Raw genomic sequence first — 17,717 nt, forward strand, 5'->3', positions numbered from 1 at the left:
GGGTTGCGCGGTGTGCGAAATGCGCGACGCTTCGAGAACTGCGCGATGCTTCGAGAAGTGCGCGACGCTCCGATACGCGACGACTCTACAAGCCGTCATCCCCGCGAACGCGGGGATCCAGAGACTTCAGCGCCATCCGTCGAAACGAAAAAACGCCGGGCGAACCCGGCGTTTTTTGTGCGCGAACCGCGACGCCTCAGGCCTTGTAACCGGTATGCACCGCGCAAATCCCCGCCGACAGATTCTTGTAATCCACCCGCGCGAACCCCGCCTCGACCATCATCCGCTTGAGTTCGTCCTGCGGCGGATGCTGGCGGATGCTCTCGGCCAGATAGCGGTAGCTGTCGCTGTCGCCGGCGAACAGACGGCCCAGCTTCGGCAGCACGTTGAACGAGTGGAAGTCGTAGATCGGCTTGAACCACTCGGCCTTCACTTCCGAGAACTCCAGCACCCGCGCCTGGCCGCCGACCTTGAGCACGCGCAGCATCTCGCGCAGCGCGGCGTCCTTGTCGGTGACGTTGCGCAGGCCGAACGCGATGGTGACCAGGTCGAAGCTGGCGTCGGGGAACGGCAGCGCTTCGGCGTTGCACTGCACGTACTCGAAGCCGGACACGCGGCCGCGGTCGGTCATGCGGTCGCGGCCGACTTTCAGCATGTCGTAGTTGATGTCGCCGAGCACGATGCTGCCGCTGTCGCCGACCCGGTCGCGCAAGAGCGCGGCGATGTCGCCGGTGCCGCCGGCCAGATCGAGCACGCGGTCGCCGCGGCGGACCTGGGCGGTCGCGGTGAAGTAACGCTTCCAGACCCGATGGATGCCCAGGCTCATCAGGTCGTTCATCAGGTCGTAGTTGCCGGCGACCGAGGAGAACACTTCGCCGACCAGCTTGCGCTTCTGCGCGCGCGGCACCTCGCGGTAGCCGAAGTGGGTGGTGTCGTCGGGCTGGGGCTTGGATTCGTTCATGGGCGCGATTATCGCATGCCCGTCCGGCCTGGGCCCTGCCTTGGAGGCCCCTCCCGCAAGCGTCCCCCAAAAGGATTAGCCCCGCCCCCGCACCGCCGGCCGCCCGCTTTGGCATGATGCGGCCATGACCGCCTCCGTGAGCTGGCAAGCCAAGCGTTACGCCGACCTGAGCCTGGACGAGCTCTACGAGCTGCTGCGCCTGCGCTCGCAGGTGTTCGTGATCGAGCAGAACTGCGTCTACCTCGACCCCGACGACAAGGACCGCCACCCCGAGGCGGTGCACCTGATGGGCCGTGCCGGCGACGGCCGGCTGGCCGCGTACCTGCGCATCCTGCCGGCCGGGCTCAGCTATCCCCAGGTCAGCTTCGGCCGGGTGCTGACCGCGGCCGAGTTCCGCGGCCAGCGGCTCGGCGGGCCGCTGCTGGAGGCCGCGCTGATCGAGATCGAGCGGCGCTGGCCCGGCGCCGACATCCAGATCGGCGCGCAATCGCATCTGCAGGCCTATTACGGCCGCTACGGCTTCGAGCCCGCGTCCGAGCCGTATGTCGAAGACGGCATCCCGCACATCGACCTGCTACGCCGCGGACGCGGCGCCGGCTGAGCCGGTGCGGCGTTCGGCCGCAGCGCCCGCGCACAGCAGCGCGACCGCGCCGAGCAGCAGCAACAGGTCCTTGAGCAGGAACTGCGCGGTGCCGCCGACGAACGGGAAGCCGTAACCCGGCTGCCAGCCCGGCAGGCTCAGCAGGAAGGTGTTGGTCAGCAGATACGTGAAGACGGCCGCGAGCAGCCCCCAGCGCGCCAGCCGCGGCCGCCACGGCCACGCCGCGATCAGCGCCGCCGTCGCCAGTTCGACCGCGCCGATCAGGTCGGACGCGCCCTGCACGTCCAGCGGCCCGTACAGCCAGGAAAACAGCGGGCTGCTGCGCATCAGCCCGGCCACGCCCTCGGCCTCGACGTGGGTGAACTTCATCAGCCCGATCCACACCAGCACCAGCAACTGGCCCGCCCACAGCGTCCACAGCGCGCGTTCGCGGCCGCGCGCGCAGCCGCGTTCGTGCGCGAACACGCCCAGGGCGAGGCCGGCGATGCCGAGGTGCTTGAGCAGGGTCTGGCCCGAGCCGATCACCGGGAAGCCGCCGTAGGGCGGCTCGTGGATCCACGCCGCCGGGCTCAGCAGGCCGAGCAGGCCGGCGCCCCAGAACGCCATCGCCGCCAGCGCCGCGCCGCGGCGCCAACGGCCCGAGGGCGCGAGCAGCAGCACCGCGCCGATCGCGCACTCCAGCGCGCCCAGCGCCGGGCTCAGCCAGGCCGCATCGACGGCGAACGCCGGCAGGCCGGCGCCGGCGATCGTCTTGGCCAGCGCTTCGACTTCGAACGCGAACCCGCGCATCGCGCCGAACCAGACCATCAGCAAGCCCAGGATCCGGGCCGAGAGTTCCCACACGCGCGCCAGCGGCGCGCGTTCCATCGCACCATGCATCGTTGCCACTCCAGTATCCGTCGCGCCATCCGCGCCGACCCCCATAAGAGGCCGCGCCGGCGCAAAAGGATTCGCCGCCCCTCGACCCGGGCGCGCGGGCACGCCAGACTGCAGGCGCAAACGCACAGGAGTTATGCATGATCGCCACCCCCGACTACCGCGCCCTGCTCGCCACCGCCGTCGCCGAGGCCCGCCAGGGCATCGCCGAGGGCGGCATTCCGATCGGCGCGGCGCTGTACCACAACGACGGCCGCCTGCTCGGCTGCGGCCACAACCGCCGCATCCAGGAAAACGACCCGTCGGTGCACGGCGAAACCGACGCCTTCCGCAAGGCCGGCCGCCAGCGCCGTTACCGCGACACCATCATGGTCACCACCCTGGCGCCGTGCTGGTACTGCAGCGGGCTGGTGCGCCAGTTCAACATCGGCACGGTGGTGGTCGGCGAATCGGTCAACTTCCGCGGCGGCATCGACTGGCTGCGCGAGAGCGGGGTCGAGGTGATCGATCTGGCCGACCAGGAATGCATCGAGATGCTCGGCGGCTACATCGCCGCCAATCCGGACGTGTGGAACGAAGACATCGGCGAAGACTGAGCCTGCGCCGCCGCCCCGGAAAAGGAGTTTCCATGCACGCCCCCGCCGTTCTCGCCGCGCTGTCGCTGGCGCTCGCCGCGCCCGCGGCGTTCGCGCAACCGCCGCCGGTGTGCGGCGCCACCGCCGAGGTCGCGCTGATCTGCCGCCAGGGCGAGAACGGCCGCAAGGCCAGCCTGGTGCGCACCGACCTGCCCGCGCGCGGCGGCTGCGGGCAACCGCTGCTGGAAACCTTCACCGCCAGCGATCGCGACCGCCCGCGCAGCCTGGCCCTGGCCGTGGGCCAGAGCGGCGAATGCCGCTTCGCCGACGGCGGCAGCTTGCGCGTGCAGGTGCAGGCCGGGCCGTCGCCGCCGGCCGGCCCGTGCAGCGGGCAGCCGACGGCGACGTTTTCGCTGTGGCTCGACGACCGCCGCGTGGCCGACGCGCGCGAAGTGCGCAGCCGCTGCGAAAACGCGCCGACGCCGTGGACGTATCGCGTCGACGGCGACGCGGTGTACGACTGCAGCAACGGCGATTGCGGCCCGCTGCTGGCGCCGGATCAGGCGCTGTCGACGCTGCCGGTGGATGCCGCCGAGTTCCCCGCGGCCGCGGCGGCCGCGTCCGACGGCTTGCAGCGCCTGCTCGACCGCGGCCCGGTCTGCGCCGAACTCGAGCGCCAGCTCGCGCTGAGCTGGGACGCGCTGGATCCGTTCCGCCGCGGCGACGACGCCGGCGCGCCGCTGCACCGCGTCGTCGCCAGCCAGGCGCCGCCCGGCGCCGCGATGCCGGACGCGCTCGAGTTCGTGCGCGGCGAGTCGCGCGCGTTCGATTTCGATTTCGACAACGACGGCCTGATCGACCGCGTGTACCTCGGCGACCTGCGCGACGAAGGCGAGTGGTACGCCTCGCCGCTGCTGGTGGTCGCCGGCGCGGCGGCGCAGGGATTCCAGGCGCATGCGGGCGCTGCGGCGGCGAACGCGGTGCCGTGCCAATGGGACGGCGCGCGGCCGCCGTTGTCGCATTGCGACGACCTGCGCAGCCCGGCCTGGAGCCGGCGCGAACCGCTGCGGCAGGCGGTGCCGGCGCCGTTGCCGGGGATCGCCGGCGGCGACGATTTCTTCCAGACCCGCACCACCACCGCGCTGCCGTTGCGTTTCGACGACACCACCTACGTCGCCTTGTGGAGCGCCAGCGGCCCGGCGCGCGACTACGTCGCCCTGTACCGGCCGCGGCCAGGCGGCCGGCGCGAAGCGGTGTGCCTGATCCAGCGCAAGCCGGGCGCGCGCTGAGGCCGCTCGCGAGCGCTTACGGTCGTCACTGGGCAAGCGCCGGCGGCCGGCGCAGAATCGCCCGCACATGCCCGCCGCCCCTGTCCCGCCGTCGATCCGCGCCTACCAGCTCAGCGACTGGCCGCGGCTGTGCGACATCCACGACCGCGCGCGCCTGGACGAGCTGCGGCGCAGCGCCGGCGTCGAGGCGTTCCGCTCGCTCGCGCGCACGGCGCACAGCGAAGGCCTGTTCGACGGGCGGTTGGATGTGGCCGAAGTCGACGGCGTGGTGCGCGGCTTCGTCGCGTTCCAGCGCGGCTCGCTCAATTGGCTGTATGTGGATCCGGACAGCTATCGCCAGGGCGTGGGGCGGGCGTTGTTGCGCCACGCCGTCGCGTTGTCTGGACCGGTGGTGTCGACGCAGGCGCTGGAGGGGAACGAACCGGCGATCGGCTTGTATCGGTCGGAGGGGTTCGTGGAGATCGAGCGGCGGCGCGGGCGGTTGGCGGGGTGCGATGAGTTCGCGGCGGTGGGGGTGATTCTGCAGTGGCGGCGGTGAGGTCGGGCCGCGGCGGCGGTTCGGCTCTCACGGCGTCGTTGCTGCGATAGCGGCTTGTGCAGCCGCATCGCGGTGAAGCCCTGGATGCCCGCGTTCGCGGGCATGACGGCTTGGGGGGATTTTCGGCTTGGAGTGTTTCGGCGGAGCTACGCGGCTCCGGTTGGCTTCAACACCATCAACCAGAAAATCCCGACAACGCTCAGAAACGCCGGCCAGCCCAACCAGAACCACCAGAACATCGTGCGGTGATAGCTCGCCGGCAACGCTGAACCTGTGGCCGCCGCCTGCGCGGCGAGCCGGCGCGCGCGCGCCTGCAGCCACAGCACCGGCAACCAGCACGCGCCGACCACGAAGAACAGGATCAGCGCGGTCTTGAGCCAGAACACCGACCACGGAATGCCGAGCTGCAACGCCAGCCACACGCCGGTGCCGAACTGGACCAGCACCGCCGGCGCGGTGAAGCAGGCATCGGCGATGACCACGGTGCGTGCGGTTTCGGCGATGACCTTGGCGTCGCCGCGCTTGTGCGCGATCCAGAAGAAGAACGCGATGCCCAGGCCCGTGCCGAACAGCAGGGTCGAGGACAGGATGTGAATCCACTTCACCCACAGATACAGCATCGTCTTATCTCCGGTCCGCCAGCACCCACGCCACCGCCAGCGCCGGCAGCACTACCAGGTTTTTCGCCAATCCGCCGAGCGGGTCGAGCCACTGCGCCGGCAACAACACGCCGAACGCGAGCGTGTAGGCGAGCACGCTGAGGCCCATCAAGCCCAGCATCAGCCGCGGCCGCCAATTGCACAGCAACGCGAGCGCCAGCACCGCGTCCAGACCGCCGGTGACGCGCGCCAGCGCGACCGGCTGCCACGCCGCCAGCGGCGATCCGGCGGCCAGCGCCTCGATCGTCGTCGCCGGGGTTAGCCAACCGGCTGCGGCCGAGATCAGCCACAGCGCGACGATCGCCACGCGCAAGCTCGGGGCGAGGAAATACAGCTGCGCCTGCCAGCGGTCCTGCACCTGGCTCGGCGTCGCCGCCAGCGCAGCGGCGAGGTCGGCCGGGGCGTGGCCGAAGTCGGCCTGCACGCGCGCATGCGCATCCGGCCGGGTCACGTTGCCGCGGCGGAGCATGCGCCACATGGTTTCGCCGACCGGGCCGCGGCCGAGGCGTTCGCCGATGGCGACTTGCAGGCTCACCAGCGATTCGGGAAAGAACACCGCGCGCTCGCCGTCGATGCGCAGCCAGCGCCGCCACGTGGTTTGGTACTCGCGCAGGCTCAGCGGACGCGGCCCGCCGATTTCGTACACGCCGCGCTGCGCGCCGGCGGCGGCGCGCGCGGCGATTTCGCCGAGGTCTTCGGCCGCGACCGGTTGCAACGGCCAGCGTCCGTCGCCGGGCAACAGCTGCCGCCCCGGAAACGCGGCCAGCGCGCGCAGCAGCGAGGTGCCGCCGTAGGAACCGGACGCGGCGTAGACCACCGACGGCCGCAGCGCCACCGCGCTGAGCGGCAACCTCAGCAACTCCTCGTCGAAGCGGTGCTTGGAGGCGATGAATCCGCCGTCGGCCGGTTCGCCGAGCGCGGACAGCTGGACGAAGCGCGGCACGCCGGCTTCGACGCAGGCGCGCGCCAGCGCGAGCGGGCCGTCGACGTGGATCGTCTGGAAGGTTTGCGCGCCGCTCTCGCGCAGGATGCCGGCGGCGTTGACCACCGCGTCGACGCCTTGCAGCGCGTCGCGCCAGTCGTGCGGCGAGGTCATGCGCGCGAGGTCCGCGCGGCGTTCGTCGTCGCGCAGCGCGCGGCCGGTGTCGCGGATGCCGCGCACGACGCGCCAGCCGTGGCGGCGCAGGGCGGCGATGAGGTAGCCGGCGAGGAAGCCGTTGGCGCCGACGACGAGTGCCGTCTTTGGCGCGGGTGCATCGGTCCGTGGCGCGGGTGCGGGGTCGTCCATGCGCGACACGGTAGCAGAGGGGTGCGGCGGTGGGGACTGTCAGTAACAGCGCCTATGGCGCTGCCCTCACCCTAGCCCTCTCCCGCAAGCGGGAGAGGGAACAGTTGCGTCGCTACTGCATGCCTCGCAGTCAAAGCCCCTCTCCCGCTCGCAGGAGAGGGGTTGGGGTGAGGGCCGCCTTCGGGCCGCCCTATCCGATCAAAGAATGTACCGACTCAAATCCGGATCCTGCACCAACTCGCCCAAGTGCTGATCCACATACGCCTTGTCGATCGTCACAGCCTGCCCGTCCCGATCCGGCGCCTCATAGCTCAACGTATCGAGCAAGCGCTCCAGCACCGTATGCAGACGCCGCGCGCCGATGTTCTCCTGGCGCTCGTTGACCTGCGCGGCGATCTCGGCGAGCCGGTCCACCGCATCGGTGGTGAAGTCGAGCTTCACCCCTTCGGTGCGCAACAGCTCGACGTACTGCGTGGTCAGCGCCGCCTTCGGTTCGGTCAGGATGCGGACGAAATCGTCCTTGCTCAGCGCGCCGAGCTCGACCCGGATCGGGAACCGGCCCTGCAACTCCGGAATCAGGTCGCTGGGCTTGGCCAGATGGAACGCGCCGGAGGCGATGAACAGGATGTGGTCGGTCTTGACCGCGCCGTACTTGGTGCTGACGGTCGAGCCTTCCACCAGCGGCAACAGATCGCGCTGCACGCCTTCGCGGCTGACGTCGCCGCCGCTGACGCCGGCTTCGCTGCGTTTGGCGACCTTGTCGATCTCGTCGATGAAGACGATGCCGTGCTGCTCGCAGGCCTCGATCGCGGCCTGGCGCACATCGTCCTCGTTGACCAGCTTGGCCGCTTCCTCCTCGATCAGCTGCGGACGCGCGGCCTTGATCGACAGGTGCTTCTTGTGGGTCTTGCCGCCGGACACCTGCGAGAACATCTGCCGCAGCTGCTGGCCCATCTCCTCCATGCCGGGCGGGGCCATGATGTCGACGCCGCCGAGATTGACCGCGGTTTCGATCTCGATCTCGCGCTCGTCGAGCTCGCCGCTGCGCAGTTGCTTGCGCAGCTTGGCGCGGGTGTCGCTGTCGGGCGCGCTGTGGTCGGCGGCCGGGGTTTCCGAGCCGAAGCCGAAACCGCCGGGCACGCGCTTGGGCAGCAGCGCGTCGAGGATGCGGTCTTCGGCGCGTTCCTCGGCCTGGGTGCGCACGCGGGTCTTGGCCTGCTCGCGATACAGCTTGACCGCGGTATCGGCCAGATCGCGCACGATCTGCTCGACGTCCTTGCCGACGTAACCGACTTCGGTGAAGCGGGTGGCTTCGACCTTCACGAACGGCGCGTTGGCCAGCGTGGCCAGGCGCCGCGCGATCTCGGTCTTGCCGACGCCGGTGGGGCCGATCATCAGGATGTTCTTGGGCATCACCTCGTTGCGCAGCTCGGCGGGCAACTGCATGCGGCGCCAGCGGTTGCGCAAGGCGATGGCGACCGCGCGCTTGGCCGAATGCTGGCCGACGATGTGGCGGTCCAGTTCCTGCACGATTTCGCGCGGGGTCATGGTGGCGTGGCTGTTGTCGGGTTTCATAGGGGGATAGAAAGAGCGGGAATGGGGGTTGGATGTTGGGGAACTGCAAGAACGCGGACGAAGGCCAAGTCGAGGACGCTCAACAGTTCCCCGACATCCAACCCCCATCCCCGCTTTTACAGCTCCTCCACCACCACGTTGCGATTCGTATAGATGCACACATCGCCGGCGATGTTGATCGCCTCGGTCGCGATGCCGCGCGCGTCGAGCGTGCTGTGCGCCATCAGCGCGCGCGCGGCGGACAGCGCGTACATGCCGCCGGAGCCGATCGCGACGATGCCGTCTTCCGGTTCGATCACGTCGCCCGTGCCGCTGATGACCAGCGAGGTTTCCTTGTCGGCGACGGCGAGCAGCGCTTCGAGCTTGCCCAGGCGGCGCTCGGTGCGCCAATCCTTGGCCAGCTCGACCGCGGCGCGGGTCAGTTGCCCGTGCTTTTCGAGCTTGGCTTCGAACAGTTCGAACAAGGTGAACGCGTCGGCGGCGGCGCCGGCGAAACCGGCCAGGACCTGGCCGTCGCGGCCCAGTCGCCGGACCTTGCGCGCGTTGGATTTCATCACCGTGTGGCCGAGCGTGACCTGGCCGTCGCCGGCGATGGCGACGCGGCCGTCGCGGCGGACCGAGACGATGGTGGTGGCGTGGAAAACGTTGGGATTCTGACTCGGGTCCATAGCGACCTCCGGGGGATAGCCCTTGGATGGGGGCTGGGCCGGGCGAGTCAAGGGGCGGCCATGCGGCGGCGGCGGGCGCGCCGGCATGGCCGGCGTTCATCCGCAACGCGACGGCCGGAAGCGCCGGCGATGCCGCCGCCCTGCCCGCGCGTCGTTCCGGCGAACGCGGAAGTCGGTTTCGATTCGGCTTCGCACGAGCGTGCGCGCCGCTCGCGACAACGATGGCCAACTCGATGGCGGCGCCCGCAGGAACGCCGGCCCGTTGCTACTCCTCGCGCTTGCGCTTCGCGCGCGGATGCGCCGCGTCGTAGACCTTGGCCAAATGCTGGAAATCCAGATGGGTGTAGATCTGCGTGGTCGAGATGTCGGCGTGGCCGAGCAGTTCCTGCACGCCGCGCAGGTCGCCGGAGGATTCCAGGATGTGGCTGGCGAAGGAATGCCGCAGCAGATGCGGATGCACGCGCTTGAACAGGCCCTGGCGCTGGGCCAGATGGCGCACCCGCAGCTGCACCGCGCGCGAGCTGATCTGGGCGCCGCCGCGGCCGGGAAACACGAACGCGTCGTTGGCCGCGCCGGTCGACGCGCGCCATTCGGCCAACGCCGCGCGCGCGTGCGAACCCAGCGGCACGCTGCGTTGCTTGTTGCCCTTGCCGAGCACGGTGACCAGGGCGTCGTCGATGTCCAGGTCGCGCCAGCGCAGCGCGCACAACTCGCTCAGGCGCAGGCCGGAGGAATAGAACAGTTCCAGCAGCGCGCGGTCGCGCAGGCCCAGCGGCGCGTCGGTGTCGACTTCGACCAGGGCCTTGGCTTCGTCGGGATCGAGCACCTGCGGCAGCTTGCGCGGCGCCTTCGGCGCGCGGATCGGCGCGGCCGGGCTGGCCTCCAGCGCGCCTTGTTTGACTTGCCAGGCGTAGAAGCTGCGGCAGGCCGACAGGCGCCGTTGCAGGCTCTTGGCGGTGAGGCCGCGGCGGTGTTCGGCAGCGATGAAGCTGCGAACGTCCTCGACCTGCAAGGCGAGCACGTCGCCGCCGGCGTATTGCAGGGTCCACACGGTCAGCGCGTCGAGATCGCGCCGGTAGGCGTCGAGGGTATGCGCGGACATGCGCCTTTCCACGCGCAGGTGATCGAGGAAGGCGTCGACCGGATTCATGCCGCGCATCCTACTCCGCCGCGCGCGGATGCGGCGTGGCGGCGGCGAAGCCGCAGCCGCCCGGCCGCGGCCTCAATCGAAGCGACGCAGCGCCACCGCCAGCGACTCGCCCATCATGCGCAGGAACAAGGTGCCCATGCCGGGGAAGAAGCGGTTGGGGTCGCGGCTGCCGACCGCGATCAGGCCCACGCCCGGCAGCGGCAGCAGCGCGGTGGACTGCACGTCGGCGGCGCGGTCGCGGTACAGCACTTCGTGCTTTTCCGGCTGCAGGCGGCCGCACAGCGGTTCGCCGTCGGCGAGCGCGTCGCGGAACGGTTGCAGGCGCGCGTCGCCGTCCTCGATGGTCTGCAGCCATTCGCCGTCGGCGATGCCGTCGTAGCGGCGCAGCATGACCAGCCGGACCAAGTCGCCGTTGAAATCCTCGGCCAGGCTCGCGGCCATCGCGCGCAGGGTGTCGGCGGCGTTGCCCTGGCGCATCAGCGCCAGGGTCAGTTGATGGGTGCGCACGGCCAGACGTTCGTTCTCCTGGGCGTTGCCGAACAGCTCGTGCAGGCGGCGCGAGAGTTCGCGGTTCTTGTCGCGCAGCACTTCCAGCTGATAGCTGGCCAGCGAGGCGGCCGAGCCTTCCTCGCGCGGCACCACCAGGCTCATCGACAGATCGGGAAACTGCTGCAGGAAACGCGGATGGCGGCGCAGCCACGCGGCGATCTCGTGCGCGCCGGGCTCGGCCGGCTTGTCGCCGGATCGTTCGCTCATCGGTTCCACTCTCCTTCGAACACGAATGCGGTCGGCCCGGACATCGACAGCGGCGCGTCGGGGTCGGGCCAGGCGATGCGCAGTTCGCCGCCGGGCAGTTGCACGGCGACTTCGCGCTGGATGCGGCCGCGCTGCATCAGCACCGCCGCGGCGGCGCAGGCGCCGGAGCCGCAGGCCAGGGTTTCGCCGACGCCGCGCTCGTACACGCGCAGGCGGATGCGGTCGGGCGCCAGCACCTGGGCGAAGCCGACGTTGGCCGACTCGGGAAATTCGTGGCTGGACTGCAGCATCGGGCCGATGGTCTCGACCGGCGCGGCGTCGACGTCGTCGACTTCGATGACCGCGTGCGGGTTGCCCATCGACACCGCGCCGAAGCCGATCACGGTGTCGTGCACGTCGAGCACGTACTGGTCCTGGCGGCCGGAATAGCCGCGCAGCGGAATGCGTTCGGGGTCGAACTCGGGCCGGCCCATGTCGATGCGGAACGCGCCCGCGCCGAGCGGCGTGACCGCGTGGCGGCCGGTCGGGCTGTCGACGGCGAAGCCGCCGTCGGCCGCCGCGGCGCCGTCGCGCACCAGCCAGGCAGCGATGCAGCGCGCGCCGTTGCCGCATTGCTGCGAGGCCGAGCCGTCGGAATTCCAGATCCGGTACGACGCCACCGCGCCGGCGCTGAGCGGCGCTTCGATGGTGAGGATCTGATCGCAGCCGACGCCGATGTGGCGGTCGGCCAGGCGCCGGCACAGGTCCGGATCCGGCGGCGCGACGCCGCCGCGCAGGTCGAGCACGACGAAGTCGTTGCCGGCGCCGTGCATCTTGCTGAAACGCAGCGGCGCGCTCGCGGCGGCGGCCTCAGCCATCGCCTTGGCCGCTGGCGGGCACCGGCTCGGCCGGCTGGTCCGCGCCGTCGGACGAGTCGCTCTTGTCCGATTTCTTCTTGTTGGGATCTTGCTTGGCCGGGTCCTGCTTGGCGGGATCCTGCTGGGCCGGATCGGCGTTCTGCGCCGGCTGTCCATCGGTCGGCGGCGTCAGCATCTTGTCCAGCGACGGCACCGCCGAGGCTTTCTTTTTCGGATCGGTCGCCACCGGCGGCGCGTTGACGGTGGAGATGGTCACCGGCACCTCGCCGGGCTTGGCCTTCGGCGGCTCGGGCGGCGGCGGCGCGGTCGGCAGGACCAGCGGGCCCTTGTTGCCGCAGGCGGCCAGGGCCAGGGTCAACGCGGTCGGGATCAGGAACGAGGCGAGGCGTGCATTCATGGCTCGAAGTGTAGCCCGCGGGGGTGACCGAAACGAACCCTGCGCGAGGGACTGGGAACAGCGTCGGGGTACGGGTTCAGTCTGGGCCGCGGCCGGCGCCGCAGGCCGAATATGCGGCCGATCGCGGGCCCGGCCGAGTCGGCGACAGGCTGTCGTCAGCCCGGCGGCTCGGGCCGGCGCCACAGCCAGATCGCGACGACGCACATGATCGCGGTGCCGCTCGCGGCCATCCACCACTTCGGCGAAGTCAGGAACATGATCGCCGCGCACAGCGCCATCATCGACACCGCCAGGCGCTTGGCGCGGCGGCTGACCGCGCCGTGCGCCTGCCAGTCGCGGATCATCGGGCCGAACTGGCGATGCGCCAGCAGCCACGCATGCAGCCGCTGCGAGCCGCGCGAGGCGGCGAAGGCCGACAGCAGCACGAACGGCACGGTCGGCAGCCCGGGCACGACGATGCCGACGATGCCCAGGGCCAGGCTGGCGTAGGCCAGCAGCCACCAGGCCCAGCGCAGGCGGACGGGCCGCGCGGGCGGAGTCGGCTCGGCCTCGGTCGCGGCGGGCGGCGCCGGTGCGTGAACCGTGCTGTCCTCGGGCGGTGGGGATGCGGACATGGCGGCAGTATGCGCGGCGAGGGCCGCGGACGGTTCGGGCGATCGGAGAGGACAGCGTCGGGGCTGAAAGCCCCTCCCACAAGAGCGCCCGGCTGCAAGCGGCATCCAGCGGACGCTATGCGCAAGGTTGCGGGCCGGTGTCGGGCGATGGTCGGGAAAGAACTTCCGCCCCGACTCGAGCGGCGGTGTCGCAGGACCTTCAGCCCCGGCCGCATTCGGCTCCGACTCGAGCGGCGGTTGCAGCAGGGGCTTGCGCCCCGACGCCTTCGGCTCCGCCGCCGACGCCTGCCCACAAACGAACGGGCCCGGCTCGCGCCGGGCCCGTCGCTACGCTGCGATGCGGCGGCTTACTTCGCCGCGACCTCGTGGCTCACCTGCAACTGGTCGATCATGAACGCGAACATCTCCGACTGCTCGCGATAGCGGCGGAAACGCCCCGACTTGCCGCCGTGGCCGGCGTCCATGTTGGTGCGGAACAGCACCGGGAACTTGCCGGTGTCGAGCGTGCGCAGGCGCGCGACGTACTTGGCCGGCTCCCAGTACTGCACCTGCGAATCCCACAGGCCGGTGCCGACGAACATCGCCGGATAGGCCTGCTTCTTCAGGTTGTCGTACGGCGAGTACGACAGCATGTACTCGTAGTAATCCTTCTTCTCCGGATTGCCCCACTCGTCGTACTCGTTGGTGGTCAGCGGAATGCTGGCGTCGAGCATCGTCGTCACCACGTCCACGAACGGCACCTGCGACAGGATCACCCGGTACTTGTCCGCGGCCATGTTGGTGATCGCGCCCATCAGCAGGCCGCCGGCGCTGCCGCCGTACGCGGCGACGCGGTCCGGCGCGGCGTAGCCGGCCTTGACCAGCGCATCGGTCACGTCGACGAAGTCGTTGAAGGTGTTCTGCTTCTTGAACAGCTTGCCGTTGTCGTACCACTGCCGGCCCATTTCCTGGCCGCCGCGGATGTGCGCGATGGCGTAGACCATGCCGCGGTCGAGCAGGCTGACGTTGGTGCCGGAGAAGCTCGGATCCATCGACATGCCGTAGCTGCCGTAGGCGTATTGCAGCAGCGCCGCCTTGCCGTTCTTCTCGAAGCCCTTCTTGTAGACCAGCGACACCGGAATCTTGACGCCGTCGCGCGCGGTCGCCCAGAAGCGCTCGGTGACGTACTTCTCCGGGTCGTAGCCGATCACCGGCTGGCGCTTGAGCAGCTTGCGCTCGCCGGTGACGGTGTTGAGCTCGTAGGTGGTCGCCGGCGTGGTCAGCGAGGTGTAGCTGTAGCGCAGCCACGGCGTGTCGTGTTCGGAATTGATCGACAGGCCCATCGAGAACGCCGGCTCGTCGGCCTTGACGAATTCGTCCTTGCCGTCCTTCTTGATCAGGCGCAGGCGCTCGAGCGCGTCGGCGCGTTCGGACACGACGGTGAAGCCGTCGAACAGTTCGAAGCCCTCGATGAAGACGTCGTCGCGGTGGGCGATCCAGTCCTTCCATTCCTTGCGCGAACGCGCGCCGTCGGGCGCGGTGACGAGCTTGAAGTTCGGCGCCGGCTTGCCGTCGGCGCCGGGCGCGTTGGTGCGGATCACCCAGCGGCCGTCGAGGCGGTCGGCGTGGTATTCCACGTCGCGCTCGCGCGGCGCCAGCACCGCGAATTCCTTGGGATCGGCGGCCGGCGCGCAGCGCATTTCGCTGGACACGGTGCTGTGCACGTCGATGCACAGGTAGGCGTCGTCGCGGGTGCGGCCCAGGCCCATGTAGAAGCTGTCGTCCTTCTCCTCGTAGACCAGCGCGTCGCTGGCCGCCGGGGTGCCGAGCACGTGCTTCTTGACCCGCACCGTCAGCAGCGTTTCCGGATCGTTCTCGATGTAGAACAGGGTCTGGTTGTCGTCGGCCCAGACGATGTCGGTCGACGCGCCCTCGACGACGTCGGGATAGATCTCGCCGGTGTCGAGGTTCTTGAAGCGGATCGTGTACTGGCGGCGGCCGACCGCGTCGTCGGCCCAGGCCAGGATGCGGTTGTCCTGGCTGACTTCCATCGCGCCGACGCTGAAGTAGTCCTTGCCCTTGGCCATGACGTTGACGTCGAGCATGACCTGCTCGGCGGCGTCCATGTCGCCCTTGCGGCGGGCGTGGATCGGGTAGTCCTGGCCGGTTTCGAAGCGGGTGTAGTACCAGTAGCCGCGCTCGCGGTACGGCACCGAGCTGTCGTCTTGCTTGATGCGGCCGACGATTTCGCCGTAGAGCGTGTCCTCCAGCGGCTTGAGCGGCTTCATCGCCGCGTCGACGTAGGCGTTCTCGGCGTTGAGATACGCCAGCATCTCGGGATTCTTGCGCTTGTCGTCGCGCAGCCAGTAGTACTCGTCCTGGCGCTGCGCGCCGTGCGGCGCCTTGACGGTGTGCGGCTTCTTGGCCGCTTCGGGCGGCGCGGGCAGGCCGGCGGCGGTGGCGTTGAGGGTGGTGGTCATCAGAAGCGTGGCCGCTAAGGTGAAGAAAGTGGTTTTCATATGGGGTCCGCCGGATTATTCCTCAATGTCGCAGGGTGGAGCGCCGGGAAAACGCGAACGGCGGCGTGGATCGTGCGGCTCGGGGCCGCAGGCTGCGGATCCGCGCAGCGCGGCCGCAACGGCCGGCGCGCGGGAGCCGCCGCGCCGATGCGCGAACGGGCGCCCGAAGGCGCCCGTCCGAGGGTGGATCCACAGGCGCGCGGCCGGCCGGATCACTTGGCCAGCTGTTCCCACAGGAAGGTGTAGGCCAGCGCGTTCATGTGCGCGGCCTGGGCGTTGTTGGCCGCGCCGCCGTGGCCGCCTTCGATGTTCTCGTAGTAGCGCACGTTGCTCTTGCCGGCATCGAGCATCTTCGCCGCCATCTTGCGCGCATGGCCCGGATGGACGCGGTCGTCCTTGGTCGAGGTCATGAAGATCACCGGCGGATACTCGCGCTTGGCGTCGAACAGGTGGTACGGCGAGAAGGTCTGGATGAACGACCAGTCGGCGGTGTCCGGATTGCCGTACTCGGCCATCCACGAGGCGCCGGCGAGCAGATGGTTGTAGCGCTTCATGTCGAGCAGCGGCACCTGCACCACGATCGCGCCGAACAGGTCGGGGTACTGGGTCAGCATGTTGCCGGTCAGCAGGCCGCCGTTGCTGCCGCCCTGCGCGCCCAGGTGCGGGGTCGAGGTGATCTTGCGCGCGATCAGGTCCTGGCCGACCGCGGCGAAGTCCTCATACGCCTTGTGCCGGTTGGCCTTGAGCGCGGCCTGGTGCCAGCGCGGGCCGTACTCGCCGCCGCCGCGGATGTTGGCGACCGCGTACACGCCGCCCTTCTCCAGCCAGCCCTTGCCGATGCCGCCGGAATAATTCGGGGTCAGCGAGATTTCGAAACCGCCGTAGCCGTACAGCAGGGTCGGCGCCTTGCCGTCGAACTTGAGGTCCTTCGGCCGGACCACGAAATACGGCACGCGGGTGCCGTCCTTGCTGGTCGCGAAGTGCTGCTCGATCGTGTCCTTGGACGCGTCGAAGAAGCTCGGGTTGGTCTTCAGGGTTTCGGGCTTGCGGCCGATCTGCGCCAGCGCCAGCGTGGTCGGGGTCAGGTAGTCCGACGCCGACAGCCACACCGCATCGCTGTCGTCGGTATCCACCGGGGCGACCGAGACGGTGCCGAACGCCGGCGCGCCGACGAAGTCGCTGCGCTTCCACTCGCCCTTGCCCGGCGCCAGCACGCTGAGCTTGTACTTGACGTCGTCGAGCACGTTCAGCACGAGATGGTTGCGGGTCCAGATCGCGCTCGCCAGCGAGGTGGTCGCGGTCGGCGCGAACAAGGTCACGAAGTCGCGCTTGCCGGCCATGAAATCGTCGAAGCCGATCGCGATCAGGCTGCCGGCCGCGTACTGCTTGCCGCCGGCTTCGTAAGGATCGCGCAGTTCGGCCATCAGCCATTCGCGGTGGACGAACTTGCTGGCCGAGTTCGGCAGATCGATCTTGCTGAGCTTGCCGTCCTTGCCGCGCAGGTACAGTTCTTCGTTGTAGAACGCCAGCGCGCGGCTGACGAAGTCGCGTTCGAAGCCCGGGGTCGGGTCGCGGTAGGCGGCCACCGACATGTCGGTGTCCTTGCCCTCGTACACCGGCGTGGCCTGCGCCATCGGCGTGCCGCGCGTCCACAGGCGCACGGTGCGGGCGTAGCCCGAGGTCGTCATCGTGTCCTTGCCGAAATCGGTGGCGACGTAGACGTGGTCCTTGTCGATCCAGCTCAGGCTGCCCTTGGCCTCGGGACGGAAGAAGCCGTCCTTGATCCAGGTCTTGGAGCCCAGGTCGAACTCGCGGGTCACGTCGGCGTCGGAGCCGCCGCGCGACAGCGCGATCAGGCAGCGCTGGTAGTCGGGCTTGAGGCATTCGGCGCCGTGCCAGACCCACTGCTCGTTCTCCTCGCGGTTCAGCGCGTCAAGATCGATCACGGTTTCCCAGGCCGGCTTGGCCTTGCGGTATTCCTCGAGCGTGGTGCGGCGCCACAGGCCGCGCTGGTGCTGCGCGTCCTTCCAGAAGTTGTAGTAGTACCCGCCGATCTTCTCCACGCCGGGGATCTTGGCGTCGGAGTCGAGGATGGCGAGGATGCTCGATTCGAGCTGCTTGAACTGCGGGGTGGCGGCCAGTTCGGCCTCGGTCTTGGCGTTGCGCTGCTTGACCCAATCCAGGGCGCGCTTGCCGTCGACGTCTTCGAGCCAGGCATAGGGGTCGTCGGTCACTTTGTTCTCCTGGGCGGACGCCACGCCGGCGCTGGCGGCGATGGCCAGTCCGGCCGCGAGCAACAGGGACTGACGGGTCTGGGACATCGAAGGCATGGCGGTTCCGGGACATAGGAAGGCCGTCACGCTAACACAGGGCCACCGGGGGTCCGCCCTGTCCTTGGTCATGTAGGGAGTTGCC

At 69.8% G+C, this 17,717-nt stretch carries 17 protein-coding genes; 4 read left to right on the top strand and 13 right to left on the bottom strand.

Annotation, left to right across the window (positions count from 1 at the left end; all coding sequences use genetic code 11):
* Positions 1 to 196: 196 nt before the first annotated feature.
* Positions 197 to 961: a bifunctional demethylmenaquinone methyltransferase/2-methoxy-6-polyprenyl-1,4-benzoquinol methylase UbiE gene (ubiE, locus tag JHW38_RS13145; protein ID WP_207521778.1), complete on the bottom strand. Its 765-nt coding sequence runs from the start codon at positions 959 to 961 to the stop codon at positions 197 to 199.
* 124 nt (positions 962 to 1,085) lie between these two features.
* Here ubiE and JHW38_RS13150 point away from each other — a divergent pair, with 124 nt between their 5' ends.
* Positions 1,086 to 1,562 (top strand): GNAT family N-acetyltransferase, encoded by a 477-nt coding sequence (locus JHW38_RS13150; protein ID WP_207521779.1) that lies wholly within the window; start codon positions 1,086 to 1,088, stop codon positions 1,560 to 1,562.
* Here the strand turns inward: JHW38_RS13150 and JHW38_RS13155 are convergent.
* Complete coding sequence (locus JHW38_RS13155; RefSeq protein ID WP_242691394.1) at positions 1,536 to 2,441, bottom strand: DUF417 family protein; 906 nt, start codon at positions 2,439 to 2,441, stop codon at positions 1,536 to 1,538. The two genes, JHW38_RS13150 and JHW38_RS13155, sit on opposite strands and share 27 nt — an antisense overlap.
* Before the next feature lie 137 nt (positions 2,442 to 2,578).
* Between JHW38_RS13155 and JHW38_RS13160 the strand changes: the two genes are divergently transcribed.
* The 3 genes from JHW38_RS13160 to JHW38_RS13170 all read left to right on the top strand — a co-directional run bounded on the left by JHW38_RS13160 (position 2,579) and on the right by JHW38_RS13170 (position 4,840).
* Positions 2,579 to 3,034, top strand: a complete 456-nt coding sequence (locus JHW38_RS13160) for a nucleoside deaminase (RefSeq protein ID WP_207521781.1) — start codon at positions 2,579 to 2,581, stop codon at positions 3,032 to 3,034.
* Positions 3,035 to 3,066: 32 nt separating this feature from the next.
* Positions 3,067 to 4,302 (top strand): hypothetical protein, encoded by a 1,236-nt coding sequence (locus tag JHW38_RS13165; RefSeq protein WP_207521782.1) that lies wholly within the window; start codon positions 3,067 to 3,069, stop codon positions 4,300 to 4,302.
* Positions 4,303 to 4,369: 67 nt separating this feature from the next.
* The gene (locus tag JHW38_RS13170) at positions 4,370 to 4,840 is read left to right on the top strand and encodes a GNAT family N-acetyltransferase (RefSeq protein ID WP_207521783.1); all 471 of its coding nucleotides are present in this window, start codon (positions 4,370 to 4,372) and stop codon (positions 4,838 to 4,840) included.
* 146 nt (positions 4,841 to 4,986) lie between these two features.
* Here the strand turns inward: JHW38_RS13170 and JHW38_RS13175 are convergent, their stop codons facing one another.
* From JHW38_RS13175 to JHW38_RS13220, 11 genes are all read right to left on the bottom strand, one after another.
* Complete coding sequence (locus tag JHW38_RS13175; protein ID WP_207521784.1) at positions 4,987 to 5,460, bottom strand: DUF2269 family protein; 474 nt, start codon at positions 5,458 to 5,460, stop codon at positions 4,987 to 4,989.
* Positions 5,461 to 5,464: 4 nt separating this feature from the next.
* Entirely contained in the window at positions 5,465 to 6,787 is a 1,323-nt protein-coding gene (locus JHW38_RS13180; protein WP_207521785.1) for an NAD-dependent epimerase/dehydratase family protein, read from the bottom strand.
* 198 nt (positions 6,788 to 6,985) lie between these two features.
* Positions 6,986 to 8,362, bottom strand: a complete 1,377-nt coding sequence (hslU, locus tag JHW38_RS13185) for an ATP-dependent protease ATPase subunit HslU (protein ID WP_242690933.1) — start codon at positions 8,360 to 8,362, stop codon at positions 6,986 to 6,988.
* A 116-nt stretch (positions 8,363 to 8,478) separates the two neighbouring features.
* The gene (gene hslV, locus JHW38_RS13190) at positions 8,479 to 9,030 is read right to left on the bottom strand and encodes an ATP-dependent protease subunit HslV (RefSeq protein ID WP_091803630.1); all 552 of its coding nucleotides are present in this window, start codon (positions 9,028 to 9,030) and stop codon (positions 8,479 to 8,481) included.
* A gap of 265 nt (positions 9,031 to 9,295) precedes the next feature.
* Positions 9,296 to 10,180: a tyrosine recombinase XerC gene (gene xerC / locus JHW38_RS13195; protein WP_207521786.1), complete on the bottom strand. Its 885-nt coding sequence runs from the start codon at positions 10,178 to 10,180 to the stop codon at positions 9,296 to 9,298.
* A gap of 72 nt (positions 10,181 to 10,252) precedes the next feature.
* The gene (locus JHW38_RS13200) at positions 10,253 to 10,936 is read right to left on the bottom strand and encodes a DUF484 family protein (protein ID WP_207521787.1); all 684 of its coding nucleotides are present in this window, start codon (positions 10,934 to 10,936) and stop codon (positions 10,253 to 10,255) included.
* Entirely contained in the window at positions 10,933 to 11,793 is an 861-nt protein-coding gene (gene dapF, locus JHW38_RS13205) for a diaminopimelate epimerase (protein WP_242690934.1), read from the bottom strand. The genes JHW38_RS13200 and dapF overlap by 4 nt, the downstream gene beginning before the upstream one ends.
* Positions 11,786 to 12,190 (bottom strand): LPS translocon maturation chaperone LptM, encoded by a 405-nt coding sequence (lptM, locus tag JHW38_RS25535; protein ID WP_242690935.1) that lies wholly within the window; start codon positions 12,188 to 12,190, stop codon positions 11,786 to 11,788. The genes dapF and lptM overlap by 8 nt, the downstream gene beginning before the upstream one ends.
* Before the next feature lie 155 nt (positions 12,191 to 12,345).
* The gene (locus JHW38_RS13210) at positions 12,346 to 12,804 is read right to left on the bottom strand and encodes a YbaN family protein (protein WP_207521789.1); all 459 of its coding nucleotides are present in this window, start codon (positions 12,802 to 12,804) and stop codon (positions 12,346 to 12,348) included.
* A gap of 347 nt (positions 12,805 to 13,151) precedes the next feature.
* Positions 13,152 to 15,302: a S9 family peptidase gene (locus JHW38_RS13215; RefSeq protein WP_207521790.1), complete on the bottom strand. Its 2,151-nt coding sequence runs from the start codon at positions 15,300 to 15,302 to the stop codon at positions 13,152 to 13,154.
* A 212-nt stretch (positions 15,303 to 15,514) separates the two neighbouring features.
* Positions 15,515 to 17,623, bottom strand: a complete 2,109-nt coding sequence (locus JHW38_RS13220; RefSeq protein WP_207526360.1) for a prolyl oligopeptidase family serine peptidase — start codon at positions 17,621 to 17,623, stop codon at positions 15,515 to 15,517.
* Between the last annotated feature and the right edge of the window lie 94 nt (positions 17,624 to 17,717).

It is taken from the genome of Lysobacter enzymogenes (assembly GCF_017355525.1).
GTDB lineage: Bacteria > Pseudomonadota > Gammaproteobacteria > Xanthomonadales > Xanthomonadaceae > Lysobacter > Lysobacter enzymogenes_C.